15 protein-coding genes are annotated in these 17,380 nt (G+C 41.4%); 8 read left to right on the forward strand and 7 right to left on the reverse strand.

The window, feature by feature from the left end:
• The first annotated feature begins 143 nt into the window (after positions 1-143).
• Together F2A31_RS13510 and F2A31_RS13515 are read left to right on the forward strand one after the other, a co-directional pair.
• Positions 144-362, forward strand: coding sequence for a DUF2061 domain-containing protein (locus tag F2A31_RS13510; RefSeq protein ID WP_004637788.1), 219 nt, complete (start codon positions 144-146; stop codon positions 360-362).
• Between the two features lie 123 nt (positions 363-485).
• Positions 486-1,343: a LysR family transcriptional regulator gene (locus F2A31_RS13515; RefSeq protein WP_150026910.1), complete on the forward strand. Its 858-nt coding sequence runs from the start codon at positions 486-488 to the stop codon at positions 1,341-1,343.
• On the opposite strand, the gene F2A31_RS13520 is transcribed toward F2A31_RS13515, so the two are convergent.
• Positions 1,340-1,990 carry an HAD family hydrolase gene (locus F2A31_RS13520; RefSeq protein WP_150026912.1) on the reverse strand — a complete coding sequence of 217 codons (651 nt, stop codon included), beginning with the start codon at positions 1,988-1,990 and terminating at the stop codon, positions 1,340-1,342. The genes F2A31_RS13515 and F2A31_RS13520 overlap by 4 nt on opposite strands.
• 184 nt (positions 1,991-2,174) lie before the next feature.
• On the opposite strand from F2A31_RS13520, the gene F2A31_RS13525 reads away from it, so the two are divergent.
• The 5 genes from F2A31_RS13525 to F2A31_RS13545 all read left to right on the forward strand — a co-directional run bounded on the left by F2A31_RS13525 (position 2,175) and on the right by F2A31_RS13545 (position 8,676).
• Positions 2,175-2,651, forward strand: a complete 477-nt coding sequence (locus tag F2A31_RS13525) for an RNA pyrophosphohydrolase (protein WP_004637784.1) — start codon at positions 2,175-2,177, stop codon at positions 2,649-2,651.
• A gap of 91 nt (positions 2,652-2,742) precedes the next feature.
• Positions 2,743-5,037 (forward strand): phosphoenolpyruvate--protein phosphotransferase, encoded by a 2,295-nt coding sequence (gene ptsP, locus F2A31_RS13530; RefSeq protein ID WP_150026914.1) that lies wholly within the window; start codon positions 2,743-2,745, stop codon positions 5,035-5,037.
• Positions 5,038-5,524: 487 nt separating this feature from the next.
• The gene (gene katG / locus F2A31_RS13535; protein ID WP_150026916.1) at positions 5,525-7,729 is read left to right on the forward strand and encodes a catalase/peroxidase HPI; all 2,205 of its coding nucleotides are present in this window, start codon (positions 5,525-5,527) and stop codon (positions 7,727-7,729) included.
• A gap of 102 nt (positions 7,730-7,831) precedes the next feature.
• Positions 7,832-8,272 carry a thiol-disulfide oxidoreductase DCC family protein gene (locus F2A31_RS13540; RefSeq protein ID WP_150026918.1) on the forward strand — a complete coding sequence of 147 codons (441 nt, stop codon included), beginning with the start codon at positions 7,832-7,834 and terminating at the stop codon, positions 8,270-8,272.
• The gene (locus F2A31_RS13545) at positions 8,269-8,676 is read left to right on the forward strand and encodes a DoxX-like family protein (protein WP_150026920.1); all 408 of its coding nucleotides are present in this window, start codon (positions 8,269-8,271) and stop codon (positions 8,674-8,676) included. Before F2A31_RS13540 ends, F2A31_RS13545 begins: the two co-directional genes overlap by 4 nt.
• On the opposite strand, the gene F2A31_RS13550 is transcribed toward F2A31_RS13545, so the two are convergent.
• From F2A31_RS13550 to F2A31_RS13575, 6 genes are all read right to left on the reverse strand, one after another.
• Positions 8,663-9,715: an MBL fold metallo-hydrolase gene (locus F2A31_RS13550; RefSeq protein WP_150026922.1), complete on the reverse strand. Its 1,053-nt coding sequence runs from the start codon at positions 9,713-9,715 to the stop codon at positions 8,663-8,665. The genes F2A31_RS13545 and F2A31_RS13550 overlap by 14 nt on opposite strands.
• Positions 9,716-10,034: 319 nt before the next feature.
• Positions 10,035-10,646 (reverse strand): glutathione S-transferase family protein, encoded by a 612-nt coding sequence (locus F2A31_RS13555; RefSeq protein ID WP_005083699.1) that lies wholly within the window; start codon positions 10,644-10,646, stop codon positions 10,035-10,037.
• A 52-nt stretch (positions 10,647-10,698) separates the two neighbouring features.
• A complete protein-coding gene (locus F2A31_RS13560) occupies positions 10,699-11,397 on the reverse strand; it encodes a helix-turn-helix transcriptional regulator (protein WP_150026924.1) in 699 nt (232 codons plus the stop codon).
• A gap of 76 nt (positions 11,398-11,473) precedes the next feature.
• On the reverse strand, positions 11,474-12,148 hold the full coding sequence (locus F2A31_RS13565; protein ID WP_171490681.1) for an HAD-IA family hydrolase: 675 nt from the start codon (positions 12,146-12,148) through the stop codon (positions 11,474-11,476).
• Positions 12,149-12,168: 20 nt separating this feature from the next.
• Positions 12,169-13,101 (reverse strand): RluA family pseudouridine synthase, encoded by a 933-nt coding sequence (locus tag F2A31_RS13570; protein WP_004637773.1) that lies wholly within the window; start codon positions 13,099-13,101, stop codon positions 12,169-12,171.
• 62 nt (positions 13,102-13,163) lie between these two features.
• Complete coding sequence (locus tag F2A31_RS13575) at positions 13,164-13,460, reverse strand: hypothetical protein (protein WP_150026928.1); 297 nt, start codon at positions 13,458-13,460, stop codon at positions 13,164-13,166.
• A gap of 426 nt (positions 13,461-13,886) precedes the next feature.
• Between F2A31_RS13575 and F2A31_RS13580 the strand changes: the two genes are divergently transcribed.
• The gene (locus F2A31_RS13580; RefSeq protein ID WP_150026930.1) at positions 13,887-17,255 is read left to right on the forward strand and encodes an Rne/Rng family ribonuclease; all 3,369 of its coding nucleotides are present in this window, start codon (positions 13,887-13,889) and stop codon (positions 17,253-17,255) included.
• The last annotated feature ends 125 nt before the right edge of the window (positions 17,256-17,380 follow it).

Genomic DNA, 17,380 nt, shown 5'->3' on the forward strand with positions numbered 1-17,380 from the left:
TTTGGAATGATTTATTTCAAAGATGATCTTCATTTTACTCATCATTCATAAAACCAATCATTAGCAATCAAAATTTCTTTTTTACATTTTTAATGATAATGATTATTATTTATGTAAATCTAATTTGATAAGACGGTGACAGCATGGCAAATATCCAACAGTTTGTGATTAAAAATCAGCGAACCTTGAAAAAGACCCTAAGTTATTACTTCATGCATATTACAGTGGCGATGCTGGTTGCTTATGTAGTCACAGGAAATATCTTCATGGCAGTAACTTTGAGCTTGCTTGAACCAACCGTACAAGCATTTGCATACTTCTTCCATGAAAAAATTTGGAATAAAACAGAACAAAAAGCCTAACTTTTGATTATACATATACAGCTTAAACTATCCTCGCTCACCGCTTTTACCTAAAATAGTCAGCTGAATATGCTTTACCATCACAACAAATATCTAAGTCTTAATGATTTTCGAGCCTAAGTTATGAATCTTGCCGCCTTTGAAGCGTTTGTTAAAGTTATGGAAACAAGTTCAATTTCGATTGCTGCTGAACAGCTTTTCATTACTCAACCTGCTGTCACCAAACGGATTCATAATTTAGAAGATTATTTTGGCGTCAAATTGTTTGAATCAGCGGGTCGAGGAATTCAACCGACCCATGCTGCCTACTCATTATTACCCAAAGTCAAAACATGGTTAAATGAACTCGGTGAGATTCATCATACATTGAGCCATGAACAAGCCCAAGTTCAAGGTCGCCTCAAGATCGGTACCAGCCATCATATTGGCCTGCATCATCTCGCCGAGCCATTGAAAAAGTTTGTCCAACACTTTCCCAAAGTTACGTTGGATGTTCATTTCGTGGATTCTGAACAAGCTCATGAACAAGTACTGGCTGGAGAATTAGAGCTGGCATTTCTGACCTTACCACCTGTCGGTGATGATCGCCTTAATTATGTCACGATCTGGGAAGATCCTTTGGTTTTCGTCTCCGCACCATTTCATCCACTGGCCCAACAACACAATCTTCAACTTGAGGATTTGATTGCCTATTCGAGCCTATTACCTGCGGCACACACTTATACCAGCCAAATCACTTTGGCTGAATTTGAGAAAAAAGGATTAAAACCCAGAATTACCATGAGTAATAATCCTTTAGAGTCCATCAGAATGCTCGTTTCGATCGGTTTAGGCTGGTCAGTCTTGCCAAAAACCTTACTCAATCATGAACTCACCCGCTTAGATTTGAACCTCAACATGAATCGCCAGCTAGGCATGGTCTGGCATCCAGCACGAATCCAATCCAAAGCGGCTGAAGAACTAATCCAAATGATGACCTAAATTGACCAGTCTTGAATGTCCCATTGTTGTTCTTGTGCAAGTTTTTCCAAACGATCATCTGGATTTACAGCAATGGCATGGGTCGCATATTCAAGTAAGAACCGATCGTTGATTGAATCGGAATAGGCCCAAGACTCACTCACCGTGCGCCCTGCTAACCATTGATCTAAACGTGCAAGCTTGCCTTTTTGATAGCATGGAATCCCTGTCACCTTGCCGGTGTATTTGCCATCGGATATTTCTGCATTGGTCGCAATAATTTCAGTAATGCCAAATTCACGGAAAATTGGTGCTGTAATAAAATCACTAGTCGCGGTAATTCCCACAATGGCATGTCCCAGATCTTGATGTTTTTTAATCGCATCAAAACCTTTGGGACGCATTTTAGGGCGAATAACTTTTTGCATAAACAACTGGTGAAGATCAGTTAAGTAGTCATTGTCGTGCTTGGTTAAAAACTCAAAAACAAACTCATTATAAGCAATCGAATCCAGTTGTCCTGCTTTGTAATCTTCATAAAATTTATTGTTCATTTGACGATGATGAACTGGATCAACTAAACCTTCATTGACCAAAAATTCACCCCACGAATGGTCAGAATCGGTATTTAACAGGGTGTGATCTAAATCAAACAAAGCCAATTTCATATAAATGCTCATTTAAATGCAAATTAAAGAAAAAAAACGTAAATCTATTTCCGTAAGTCACTAAAAATTCGTTAAGATCATAGCAATTTTAAACATTTTACTTTGATCTTTTACGAGTTGGACGTGCAAGCGTGACTGTCCCCGAGATCAAAGTCAACGATATAGACAAAATTTAGGTAGCCAAATGATCGACTCAGAAGGTTTCCGACCCAACGTCGGGATCATTTTGGCAAACGATGACGGACACGTCTTATGGGCAAAGCGCATTGGTCACAATGCTTGGCAATTTCCACAAGGAGGGATCCAGTTTGGAGAAACCCCTGAACAGGCACTTTATCGTGAACTGAGAGAAGAAGTCGGCTTATTGCCCGAACACGTCCAAATTATAGCGCAAACAAAAGGTTGGCTGCGTTATCGTTTGCCACATCGGTACATTCGGTCAGATTCAGATCCGGTATGTATTGGACAAAAACAAAAGTGGTTTTTACTGAAACTGACGGCATCGCCACATCATATTCAGTTAAACCTCTCTGACCCACCCGAATTCGATGAATGGCAATGGGTGAGTTATTGGTATCCTTTGGGCCAAGTGGTCAACTTCAAACGTGATGTTTACCGTAAAGCCATGATGGAGTTGTGTTTACAATTACCTCAGCGTTAAACGTTAATAAATCATCACTTTAAGCAATGATTTTTGACAAGAGAGCTGTTATAACTAGGCAATAACGATTTATAAATTGGAGTAAACATCCATGTCAAACATGCAACTCGAGACACTCAGACGCATTGTCCAAGAAATTAATGCGTCCGTCAGTTTGCATGACTCTTTGGACATTATGGTCAATCATGTTGCTGAAGCAATGGATGTGGATGTTTGTTCGATTTATCTGCTAGATGAGCGCAATAAACGTTATGTGCTCATGGCGTCCAAAGGTTTAAACCCAGAATCCGTTGGACAAGTTGCCTTAAACATTGGCGAAGGCTTAGTTGGTTTGGTCGGTCAACGTGAAGAAATCGTCAACCTTGACAACGCGCCGAAGCATGACCGTTTTGCTTATTTACCCGAAACAGGTGAGGAATTATTTAATTCCTTCCTCGGCGTTCCTGTTATGTATCGTCGTAAAGTAATGGGCGTTCTCGTTGTACAAAAGAAAGAACCCCAAGACTTTAGTGAAGCTGCTGAATCTTTTCTCGTTACACTTTGCGCACAACTCTCTGGTGTCATTGCCCATGCCCATGCGGTGGGAAATATTGATGTATTTCGTAAACCAAGTAATGGACCTAGCTACAAAACCTTTCAAGGCGTATCTGGCGCAGGCGGGATTGCCTTAGGACGAGCTATCGTACTATATCCACCGGCGGATCTGACTGCGATCCCAGACCGCGAAGCTGAAGATATTAGTGAAGAGCTAGAAATTTTAGACCAAGCGATTGCCTCAGTTCGTGCCGAGATCCAATCACTTGATGAGAAAATGCAAGACTCATTAATGTCAGAAGAACGTGCACTATTTAGCGTTTTCTTACGAATGCTAGATGAAAATGCACTTCCAAGTGAGATCAAAGATCATATTCGTGATGGTAGTTGGGCACAAGGTGCTGTACGCAAAGTCATTGATAAGCACACTGCTTTGTTTGCACAAATGGAAGATGACTATTTACGTGAACGTGTCTCTGACTTAAAAGATTTAGGACGTCGTATTCTCGCTTGTTTACAAGAGAACGATTCAAGTCATCGAGAACTCAGCCCAGATAGCATTCTAATCGGTGAGGAAATTAGTACAGCTGCACTGGTTGAACTTCCTGTTGATAATATCGCAGCGATTGTGACCTCTGAAGGTGCTGCCAATTCACATATGGTGATTGTTGCACGTGCGCTGGGTATTCCAACTGTGGTCGGGGTCACAGAATTACCGATTACCACACTTGATGACATTGAAATGATCGTCGATGCTTATCAAGGACGTATCTTTGTTAATCCACCACGACGTTTACGTCAACGTTATAAGGAAGTCCAAAAAGAAGAAGAACAGATTGCGAAAGATTTAAAACAATACGAAACCAAAGATGCGATTACCCCTGATGGCGTAGCAATTCCATTATTTGTAAATACGGGTTTAATGATTGATGTGGTTCGTGGCGTGCAACGTGGTGCAAAGGGCGTTGGTTTATATCGTAGCGAAATCCCGTTCATGCTCCGTGATCGCTTTCCTGGTGAAGAAGAGCAACGAGCAATATATCGTCAACAGCTCAGCCATTTTGCCAATAAACCCGTCACCATGCGAACTCTCGACATCGGTGCAGATAAAGACCTGCCATACTTTAGTATTGAAGAAGAAAACTCAGCTTTAGGTTGGCGTGGCTTGCGTTTTACACTAGACCATCCAGAGATTTTCTCAGCTCAAATTCGGGCGATGCTAAAGGCAAGTATTGGTTTAAATAATCTGCACATTCTATTGCCAATGGTGACCAGTGTTAGTGAGGTTGAGGAAGTTCTTTATTTACTCGAGCGTGACTGGATTGCGGTTCAAGAAGAAGAACAAGTCAAAATCAATAAACCTAAAATTGGGATTATGGTTGAAGTCCCAAGTGTACTCTTTCAAATTGATGAGTTTGCAGAGCTAGTTGATTTTTTCTCGGTAGGTTCAAATGACTTAACCCAATACCTACTCGCTGTTGATCGTAACAATCCGCATGTTGCCAATGTCTATTCACATTATCACCCTTCGATACTCAGAGCATTAAAACGCTTAGCGCTCGATTGTCAGGCACATCAAAAACCTGTCAGTGTGTGTGGAGAAATGGCGGGTGACCCACTAACCGCTATTCTATTAATTGCGATGGGCTTTGACACACTATCGATGAGTTCAAGTAACATTCTTCGAGTACGTAAAGCAATTTGTCATGTCCCAATGAGTGATGCTAAACGCCTACTTGATGACGTTCTGCAAATGAATAATCCTTTGGTCATTAAAAGTTGGTTAGAACACTATTTCAGAACCCATGGTTTAGCAGATATGGTTAAATCGAATCGTTTAGTCAGCGCCTAAACTCGCCTCCTCAAACGAATCAATCTAATTTCAAGGGCTGCCTTTCTTTGGCTAGAACTCCCCTATTTTTACATAACTGCAACAGGTTAACTTCATGCTTTTTTGTCGATCTCATCAATTTTTAGTGGGATGATCAACAGCCACAATACCTCTCCAGCTCAAAATAAAAAATAAATTAAGCTTTTATTTTTCAACACCTTTTATTTTTTTAACAATTTTCACATCCACAAACTTTATGTTCATGTTTAAGCTTTAAACAGTTTCAATCGAATAAAGCATTTAAGACATCAACTTTAATCCATTGGAAAAAAAAGCGTCATCAACCTAAAGTAAAAATACAAAGAATGCAGACCTAGTTATTGGACATCGATTTAGGCATCTGAAATTTTGATACCGATTTTGTCAATGCGATGGTTACACATTCATATCTTTGAACGGTCTAATAGTCGAAATGACTTCACTGCAGTCATTTCGATGGAGAAGAATCATGAGCCAGAACGATAAATCACAAACACATACCACTTCATCAGGACAATGTCCTGTCCTTCACGGCGGTAATACCGAAGTTGGCGAAAGTCCAATGGCTTGGTGGCCCAATGCTTTAAATCTCGATATTTTACATCAGCATGATAAGAAAACGGATCCAATGGACCCTGATTTTGATTACGCTAAAGCATTTTCGGAACTTGACCTAGAAGCAGTGAAACAGGATTTACGTGAACTCATCAATACGAGCCAAGACTGGTGGCCAGCCGATTGGGGCAGTTATGTCGGTATGATGGTACGTACGGCATGGCACCTTGCAGGAAGTTACCGAAAGCAAGACGGGCGTGGTGGTGCCAACACGGGTAACCAACGTTTTGCGCCATTAAACAGTTGGCCTGATAACGTAAATACAGATAAAGGTCGTCGTTTGCTTTGGCCAATCAAGAAAAAATATGGCAATAAAATTTCATGGGGCGATTTAATTGTTCTCGCTGGCACAGTTGCATATGAAGTTGCAGGATTAAAAACTTACGGTTTCGCTGGCGGTCGCATCGATATTTGGGCGCCAGAAAAAGATGTGTACTGGGGCAGTGAGAAAAAATGGTTAGATGCAACCAAAAATCGCTACGAAAATGATCAAGATCGTAATTCATTAGAAAATCCACTTGCAGCAGTTCAAATGGGTCTCATTTATGTCAATCCTGAAGGCGTTGATGGTGTACCTGATCCTTTACGCACAGCTCAAGATATGCGTACCACATTTGATCGCATGGGGATGGATGATGAAGAAACTGTCGCATTAACCGCAGGTGGTCATACCGTAGGTAAGGCTCACGGAAATGGTAAAGCAGAGAATTTAGGTGCTGACGTTGAAGGTGCCGATGTTGAATTCCAAGGTTTAGGTTGGCATAACTCTGAAGGGACTGGTAATGCTGGGAACACCATGGTCAGTGGTATCGAAGGTGCTTGGACCACTCACCCAACTCGATGGGATAATGAGTTTTTCTACCTACTTTTCACTTATGATTGGGAACTGCGCAAGAGCCCTGCAGGTGCTCATCAGTGGGAACCCATTAACATTAAGGAAGAAGACAAGCCTGTAGATGCCCACAATCCTAATGTTCGTCGTAATCCGATCATGACCGATGCCGACATGGCACTCAAAGTCGATCCTGAATATCGTAAAATTGCAGAACGTTTTTATCGTGATCCAGCTTATTTAGCGGAAGTGTTCTCTCGTGCATGGTTTAAGTTAACTCATCGTGACATGGGACCAAAGAGCCGCTATTTAGGTCCAGATGTTCCTCAAGAAGATTTAATTTGGCAAGATCCAATTCCAACTGTTGACTATACTTTGACAGATAGCGAAATTGCAGAGCTTAAAGCGAAGTTACTTACAAGTGGTTTATCTAGCTCAGATTTAATTACAACTGCTTGGGACAGTGCACGTACTTATCGTGGTTCAGATTTTCGCGGTGGAGCGAATGGTGCCCGTATCCGTTTAGCACCTCAAAAAGACTGGATTGGCAATGAACCTGAGCGTTTACAACGTGTATTAAGCGTATTGGAATCAATTCAAGCGAGTCTAAGCAAAAAAGTTAGTATTGCTGATTTAATTGTACTCGGTGGCACAGCTGCCGTTGAACAAGCTGCTCATAAAGCAGGTGTACAGATCACTGTACCATTTGCACCAGGTCGTGGTGATGCAACTGCTGAACAAACCGATGAATACTCATTTGAACCACTAGAGCCATTACATGATGGTTTCCGTAACTGGCAGAAACAACACTATGTAAATACGCCAGAGGAATTACTATTGGATCGAGCACAGCTCATGGGACTTACTGCACCTGAAATGACAGTATTGGTTGGTGGCCTGCGTGTACTCGGTGCAAACTATGGTAACAACCCGCAAGGTGTCTTGACGGATCGCGTTGGCGTACTTAGTAACGATTTCTTTGTGAATCTCACTGACATGAAATATAACTGGAAGCCAACAGGCCGCAATAGTTATGACATCGTCGAACGTGACAGCGGTGTAGTTAAATGGACAGCAAGCCGTGTGGATTTGGTTTTTGGTTCAAATTCAATTTTACGTGCTTATGCAGAAGTATATGCTCAAGATGATAACAAAGAGAAATTCGTCAAAGACTTTGTGAAAGCTTGGGTCAAAGTGATGAATGCAGATCGTTTTGATCTTGCTTAAATCCTCTTAAAGTGGAGAAATGAAGAACCTTTTATGGTTCTTCATTTTTTTATGCTGGATTTTGAACTATGATCACAACAATGAATCTGGAAAATAATAACAATGACGACTTCACTCGATCGTATAATCCAGGACAATAACATCATCTTGTTTGATGCTCATTGTGTACTATGCTCTGCATGGGCGGATTTCATGGTGAAAAATGATCCTCAACTTCAGTTCAAGTTAGCATCAGTTCAGTCACCAATAGGTCAACGTATTTTAACAATGTATCAATTTCCTACTGATCATTTTGAAACAATGGTATTAGTAGAGCATGGAAAACTCTATACAGAATCAACTGCATTTATCAGAATCATTAAGCATTTATCATTTCCATATTCAACACTTAAGTACACCCAATTTATTCCCAAAGTGATCCGAGATTTTGGATACCGACGTGTTGCCCTCAACCGCTATCGTCTTTTTGGTAAGACTGAACAATGCTACAGAATGACACCTGAAATCGCGGCTCATTTTTTAACTGATGATATGGTTTCATGAATACCTTAATCCAAACCTATCAACGTATTTTGAAGTTAAGTCAGGTCATGATTGGCTCGCTATGGATTTATCAGGGTTTATTTCCAAAATTAATTTTTAAAGTAGAAGATGAACAATACTTTTGGCAATACATGGGCTTAGCTTCAGAGTATATCTTCTGGATGATTTCACTTTCTGGGATCGCTGAAATTAGCTTCGGTTTTATGTTTTTATTATTTACACATCGATATTTACATAAGTTAAATATTATCAGTCTGATTGGGTTATTTATTTTCGTTTTATTGATTTACCCCAATAAAATCTATCAAGCATTTAATCCTGTGGTCATGAATCTCGGATTGATTAGCCTTTCAATTATTGCCTTGTGGTGTATTGATACCCTCCAAGAGATCAAGCTCGAATAAAATGCCCTTCACGAATACAATAAAATGGACTCACTAATTTTGAGGATGCTTTCATCTCATGCATCAGCTCTTGTTCTGGCGCATCACGATCTTCATCCGTCAGCTGAAAAGTCCGATAATGTATCGCTAGCGATCGGTGTGCATGCAAATCTAGATGTGCATGGAACGCATCTTGTGGATTCATATGCACATGGCGCATCAAATGACGCGGCTCATAAGCACCTATAGGTAGCAATGCTACTCTCGCATCACCATAACGCTCATGGATCTGCTTAAAATGTCCTGCATAGCCTGTATCACCTGCAAAAAAACAATGTCCTGTTTTTGCAAGCAATGAAAATCCCCCCCACAACGCGCGATTTTGATCCCTAAATCCACGTCCAGAGGCATGCTGTGCTGGCGTATAAGCAATTTTCAATTCATCATGAAATGGAATTTCTTGCCACCAATCCATTTCAATCACATGCAAATGTTCAGGCATATAATAACCATTGCCTAAACCCGTATAGATCGGCATTTCAAACTTCTGATGAAGCCATTCTAAAGTCGCCAAATCAAGATGATCATAATGATTATGGCTCAATAGCACACCATGAATATAAGGCAGATGCTCTAAAGCAATTCCAGCTGTACACGCACGCTGTGGACCACGTCCTTGCCGTGGACTTGCATATTCACTCCAAACAGGATCTGTTAAAAAGTTATACGGACCTATTTGGATCAAAACAGTCGCATGCCCCACAAACCATATTTGCCAATCATTCAAATCCGCATGAGGACGGTTTTGGGGAAATTCCAAAATTTGATTACGCAAATTCAACTCATGTGCCCGATCAACCTGCCATGTAAAGGACTTCCGTGTGGCTAGCCATTTCACCAAGCCTTTACGGCCTAGTGGTGACAAAGGACGCTCTAGATTGTAGAAACGATCAAGACCACTATGCTCAGATGCCTCATGCGGAAATGGAGGTTTCATCCATGTATGGCTCAAGCAAGATTGTGTCGGCAATTGATAGGTTAATGTCGGCTTATCTTTCATGTACGTCTTCTATGGTGAAATCCAATCGCATGGGATGATAGGAATATTTCGATCTTTAGGCTTTAAGTATCAAGTCAATCCAAGTTTTTCTCATATACAAAATGTATCAATCTTAGAAAATTTAATGACGCCCTGATCCTAACATAAGCTGTTAGTTATGCTGATTTTCTTTGACCGAGTCAATACCATTTTCACGTCGTTATCATACGGATTGGTGGTTGATTTTATTCCAAATGATATGCACTGGCTTTTCCTCTAGTTTCCGCACCACATAAAAAAACAGCCGCATCAAGCGACTGTTTCTAACAATTCTATATCCTTAACCAGCATGACTAAAAAATTCAGCAAATTTCTCATAACTAGGGCGCTTACTCACATGATCCAAATAACGCGCTATTGCTGGATGAGGTTGTATTTCTTCCATTTTCAGTTGCCAAAATAACATAGCTGCCACCAACACATCCGCCGTTGTAAACTGCTCACCACATAAATAAGGTGCAGCCTCACCCACGCCAATCACAAAGGCATTATAAGCATCATCATAGTCGCCATAGCCAACTGAAGACTTTTGTTCAGGATTCACCCCTACACCAAGCATACGGTCGGTTGCAGCAGCTTCCCATGGTCCAGAAATGAAGAATAACCAACGATAATACACACCACGTTGCGGATCATTTAACGCTGGCGCTAAGCCTTTCTCTGCAAACTTATCGGTCAAATAAGCGCAAATAGCCCCCAACTCATAGATCACCACATCATCATCAACTAGAACAGGTACTTTCCCAAAAGGATTAATTTTTAAATATTCAGGTGTTTTCATTTCCGTATCAAAAGCAACTTCAATGCGTTCACATTCAATACCCAGTTCGATTAACAACCAATCGACAACAACACCACGTGAAAAAGAATTTGTATATAGTTTTAGAGCCATTTTGATATTTCCTTGTTTATTTGGTCTTATTTAAATTTAATACTTTTGATTGTCAGTTTTTGTCAGTAGTGGAGTGGCAAACTTCTTGTCTCCACCATTGTTGGAAAAGTTGTTGTTTAAAATGAGGATATAACTCTTGGCTTAAACTCAATTGCTGTATTCGATCTATTCTGAAATGTCGAAATCCATTACGCAGTTCACACCATGCTGCTAAAACGATACGATCATTAAAATATCCTAATGCAAATGGCCACAATACTCTTGAACTGACTCGTTGCTGCTCATCGGCATAATCAACCATGATTTTGACTTGTTGACGAATCGCGATTCGAACCTGCTCAACTAACTGCTCATCTACAGGCAACCATGTTTGAATTGATCTTAGCGTGGTTTGTTGTAGTAGATGCTGACAATGCGTAGGTAGTACCGCATTCAGTTTTGCCAATACAGAAGTTGATGCTGATTTTAGGGCTTGATCAGGAATCTCACTTAACCAGTTTAATGCCAAGAAAATAGCTTCAATTTCGGTTTCATTTAATGTCATCGGTGGAAGTAAGAAGTTTTCTTTAAGTTGAAAACCTAGACCCGCAGCAGCATCAATACTGACACCTTGCTCTCGCAAACTCTCAATATCACGATAAACACTACGCTGACTGATTCGTAAACGCTCCGCCAGCACCTTTGCCGTTACTGGATAACGATATTCTCTTAATAATTGCAAAAGATTGAGCAAACGAATTGAACGACTCATGGCTTTCCTATTGTTTTGTTATTATTTTTTTGATGGGAGAGCATGCTCCCCCACCTTGGTGTAATGCTTAAACCACTTAACTCTCTGAGAGTGCCGTCGATTGTATCATCCCTTGCAAATAACCATGCAATTGTTGCACATTATCCGCAATCGTAAGCGGTTGATAACGTTGTAACGTTTCAACACTATGCACGCCATAACTGACGCCGATTCTTGGCATATTCAGATTTTGTGCCATCTCAAGATCATAACTAGTATCTCCCACCATAATGGCACGATCCACAGCCACATCCATCTCTGAAATGATTTCTTGTAACATCAATGGATCTGGTTTCGATCTGGTTTCGCTCGCCGCACGGGTAATATCAAAAATGTCATGGCTATTGGTTTGTCCAAGCACTCGATCCAAGCCTTTACGGCTTTTACCAGTGGCAACAGCAAGTTTCAAACCTTGTTGCTTTAAATCAGTGAGCAGTTCAGCAACGCCATTAAACCAGACATCACCCTTCGAGTTCGCCACATAATGATCCGCATAACATTGCAAAATATCCTGCTGTAAATGGGGTACCTGTGGAAATAAGATTTGCATAACCTCAGGCAAGCCCAAACCAATAATACTTTTCGCAGCGTCACTGCTCAGCGGCTGTTCAAATTGTTGTGCAGCATGCTGCAAACTTGCCACAATTTGCCCAACAGAATCAAACAAGGTTCCATCCCAATCAAAAATCACCAATTCCACATTTTGACGCATGATGATGTTCTCAATTTGATTCATGATTGCTTTCTCAACTCATCAATTAACTGCTGCATATCTTCAGGCATAGGTGCTTCAATGGTTGGATAGTTTGGAATCTCTAAACGCATGGCATGTAAACACAAACGTCGCGCCTCAGGTCCTGAATACGCTGTATTGTGTCCATATTTATCATCACCAATCAGTGGATGACCAATACTTAAACCATGTACACGAATTTGATGGGTACGACCTGATAAAGGCGAAGCATGCACCAGAGTTGCTGTTTTAAAACGCTCAGCCACCTTCCATTCTGTTTTACTAGGCTTACCTTCTTTGGTGACACGCACACGACGTTCACCATTAGCCAGTTCATAACGTAATAAAGGTGCATCAATCAACTGCTTATCCAAGCTGACCTGTCCTTTGACAATCGCCGCATAGGTTTTTTGAATTTTATGCTCACGCAGTAGGTCTTGTAACAATTTTAAGGTGCTACGCTTTTTGCTGATCATCACCAAGCCAGAAGTATCTCGGTCAATACGATGAATCAATTCTAAATATTTTTTCCCTGTCGCCGCACGCAAAGCCTCAATCAAGCCATATGCGACACCACTACCGCCATGTACTGCAATGCCGGAAGGCTTATTAACCACCAATAAACCTTCATCTTCATAGACGACACGGCTCAATAAGCTTTGAGCAACGCTATCACTCACAGGAGCAGCCGTTTCATCTTTTTGCTCATAACGAATCGGTGCAACACGAATCTGATCACCAATCTGCAACCGTGTCTCTGCTTTTATTCTTTTTTTATTGACACGTACTTGTCCTTCACGAATCAAACGATAGATTCGACTTTTTGGAACACCTTTTAATCGGGTAAATAAAAAGTTGTCTATTCGCTGCCCGTCTTGATGCTCATCCACGTCAAACCAAGTGACACTTTGCCATTGTTGTGTAGAATTCATACGCTCGATTTATCCAAGATTTGCTAAATATGATTAAAAAATGATCATTTAGCTAAGTTATTTCACAAGAAACCTAAACTTAGCCCATAGGCAGATGCCGCAAGGTTTGATATATTCAGCGCACGGATACCACCGTAAGTGAGCATCAAATCAGAAATTTTATTTAGATAAAATTTTAAATCGATGAGATATTCACCAACAGCTCGGATAGGTCCTAAAGAATTATGCCGACGCCGAAGGCTTATTATATCGGCAAAATGACAAACTGTTGCGTTTAATTGTGCATCTGCACATACAGTTTGTTCAGAAAAAATATGTCGCCAACTCTTGTTGGTTATTAAACGTAAACTGATCCACATCAGACAATTTGCTCCCTGATGTCGCATTCAGGCTAAAGCGTTGATGCATTGGAACTGCTAAGCAGAGATACGATGATCATTCCGTATCAAGAACTTCCAGATGGATCGACTTCAATGCTTAATGACAGTGAAAGTCACCATCCAATGCACCGCTCACCCGCCAGTGAAGCGTACAGGAAACTTTGATTATGTCGGATCTAGTGATATTTCACAGATGTAAGACATGAATGAAATGTCAATAGATCGAAGATTAAAGCAGTATTGCTGACATCGAAATAACCGTATCAAAGCCCAAGCTGGATTTACAGTCAGTGGTTTCAGAGCATCCAAAATACTGTTGCTTCTGAGTCTTGATCGCGCCAATTTGATGTTTGCTCAAAATATTGGGCCAGTTGTTTGTGTGCATCACTATTAGGTGTCACACCCATGAAACGTATGTTGATTAATGCAACCCACGCAGAAGAAGTCCGCGTTGCACTTATCACTGGTAATCGTCTTTACGATTTCGATTTAGAAAATCGTACTCGTGAACAAAAAAAATCAAATATCTATAAAGGCCATGTCACTCGCGTTGAGCCATCTTTAGAAGCGGTTTTCGTTGAGTATGGCGCACAGCGTCAAGGCTTTTTGTCTATGCGAGAAATTGCAAACTCGTATTTCAAGGCTGATCCTCGTCAAACCTCAAATATTCGTGAACTCATTACTGAAGGCACGGAATTATTGGTCCAAGTTGAAAAAGAAGAGCGTGGCAACAAAGGTGCTGCGCTTTCGACATTTATTTCACTTGCTGGTCGTTATTTAGTTCTCATGCCAAACAATCCGAAAGGTGGCGGTATTAGTCGTCAAATTTCGGGTTCAGTTCGTGAAGAACTCAAAGAAATTTTAGCGACCTTAAATATCCCTCGTGGCATGAGCGTCATCGTTCGTACCGCAGGTATCGGACGCACTCAAGAAGAATTACAACTCGATCTACAACACTTGCTTGACCTTTGGGCACAAATCCAAAGCTCTGCAAGCACTGGTCCTTCACCAATGCTCGTTCATCAAGAAGCTGGTGTTGTTACGCGCGCGATTCGTGACTATTTACGCGATGATGTGGGCGAGATTTTGATTGATAGCGAACAAGCTTATAACGAAGCGTATAACTTTGTTAAAGCAGTAATGCCGCGTCAACTCGACAAATTAAAAACCTATACTTTAAATGAGCCGCTATTCGCTCATTTTGGTATTGAAAGCCAAATCCAGACCGCTTATGAACGTGAAGTAAAACTTCCGTCTGGTGGTTCTATCGTGATTGACCAAACTGAAGCGTTGGTTTCAATCGATATCAACTCAGCGAAATCAACACGTGGTCATGATGTTGAAGAAACAGCTTTAAATACCAACTTAGAAGCAGCTGAAGAAATTGCACGTCAACTTCGTTTACGTGATATTGGTGGCTTGGTTGTGATCGATTTCATCGACATGACCAAAGACCGCAATCAACGTATGGTGGAAGCGAAACTTCGTGAAGCAACACAAAGTGATCGCGCACGTATCCAGTTCGGTCAACTGTCACGCTTTGGTCTCATGGAAATGAGCCGTCAACGCTTACGTCCTTCGTTAGAAGAAGCGACTGGCTATGTTTGCCCTCGTTGCCATGGTACAGGTATGGTACGTGACTTACGTTCACTTTCACTATCGATCATGCGTAAGGTCGAGGAAATTGCATTACGTGAGCGCCAAGGTGAAGTTCAAGTTGAAGTTCCTGTAGAAATCGCAGCCTTCTTATTGAATGAAAAACGTCATAGCCTTGTTTATCTTGAACAAACTTCAAATGTACGTGTCACTGTATTGCCTCACCCGCATTTAGAAACACCACATTACCAAATCCAATACAATCCAGCAGGCTTTGCCCCTTCTAGCTATGAACGTACCGAAGCAACCCGTTCAAGTGAAAAAGAACTTGGCTATGAGTCATCAGAATGGCATCTAGAAGATGCTGAACACGTTCATGCTGCTCCTGCACAAGTTCAAACTACTGCTCCGCAGAAAAAAAATGCTCAACCACAGTCTGCTGCTCAACCGAAGCAAGCACAAGTGCCTGCGCAGAAATCAGCAAGTCCTTGTGCTTGGTTAGAAAACCTATTTGTTCAAAAACAAGCACAAACGATTGATCAATCTCGTTCTGCACAAAATGCGGCAGCAGCGATTGAGCAAATGATCAACAATGGCGCGGTGAGCCGCGGTCAATTTGGTCAAGTAAATGCTCCAGTCATCACTGAGACTACGGTACCAGCTGCAAACAATGTATATATTTCACAAAACCCTGTGAAACAAGAAACGCGTGAATCATTTGATAAAGATGAAAAACCACATCGTCCGAATCAAAATCAAAAGAAACGCAAACATAAAGAACAGCGTGAACAACATGCACATGCTCATGAGCAACAAAACCAAGTGCATGAAGAAGTTGTACAATTATCACGTCAAGAACAACGCCATGAGCAACGTGAGCTAAAACGTCAACAAAAACGTCAGCAGTCACAAGAACCTCAAAATCAACAACAGCATCATGATGCTACAAATGGAAATGAATCAGCGCCTGTTCCACGTCGTGACCGCAATAATCAACAACGTCCAAATCGCCCAAATCGCCATCGTGACCAAAGTGTTTTAAATGAAACACCAGCAGAAACAGTGGTTAACCCTCAACAGGTGAAAGTGGATGTGATCGATACACCTCGTGCAGAGCCTATGAGTACTGCTTTGATTGTGAATATTGATCAAGGACAAAGTGAAATTGTTGCACTCAACCAACAGCAAGCGCCTGCGAAAAAGGTTGAAGCCACTCCTGTCGTCGAACAAAAAGAGACGACTCCAGTTGCTGAAACAGAAGCTGTTGTGGCTGAAGAGGCACCAGCAATCGAAGCAGCACAAGCGCCAGTAAAACGTGCTAGCAATGATCCACGTTCACGTCGTCGCCAACGTGGTGCGCAAACAGCTCAGAAAGCAGCTGTACCTAAAATTGCGCCATCGCAAATCCCAACATTGGGACAATACACGCTTGGCAGCTTAATCCGTCATGTGTACGGTGAAGATTGTACGATCTTAATTGAGCAATTTGGTTTAATTACCACATTCAACCGTGCGTTACAGAAGTTCACTGAACAACATGCTGCATCTTTAATGACAGAAGAAACTGTTGTTGAAGAAAAGCGTCCTGTAACACGCGATGCTGAACTCCCAACGCAGAAAATCGCTGCAGAAGCAGAGCCAGCGCCAGTGCTAGACTTAACGCCACCTAAAGCACCGGCAGCACGTGTCGCAAATGATCCTCGTGAACGACGTCGTTTGGCTAAACTTGCTGCAGAACAAGCCAAAGAAGCACATCTTGCTTCAAATGCTGCACCAGCCGTTGTCGAAAATGCGGAAATAGCTTCTGAAACTAAAACAAAAGAAGTTATAGCCGTTGAAGCACCGACATCAGAGGTTTCCCCTGCTCCAGAGCAGCAACCTTTAGAACTTGCAGCAGCAGAAGCAAAAGTAGCATCTGAAGCAGAAATAGTTCCTGTTGCAGAGGAAACTCAACCAGAACCTCAACAACCTACAACAGAAGAGTCAACAACTGTAGTAGAGACCGTAGAGAAAACTACAAAAGTTGAGAAAGTTGTGGAAAAACCTGAATCAGCAGAGAAAACTGAAACTGCCGATTCAGAAGAGGATGAAGCAGCGAAAATCGAGAAAGAAAAATCAAGTCGCCCTCGCCGTCCACGTGGACGACCACCAAAGAAAACCACGCCTAGCAATGAATAATTTGCTAAATTGCACACAATAAACAAAAGCCTAGTCATTTCGATGACTGGGCTTTTTTGTTATTTTGTCAAAATTAGGTTGATTGCTCTAGGAACTTACCATTAAAAACAGCATCAACAACAGTG

It is taken from the genome of Acinetobacter suaedae (assembly GCF_008630915.1).
GTDB classification, from domain to species: domain Bacteria; phylum Pseudomonadota; class Gammaproteobacteria; order Pseudomonadales; family Moraxellaceae; genus Acinetobacter; species Acinetobacter suaedae.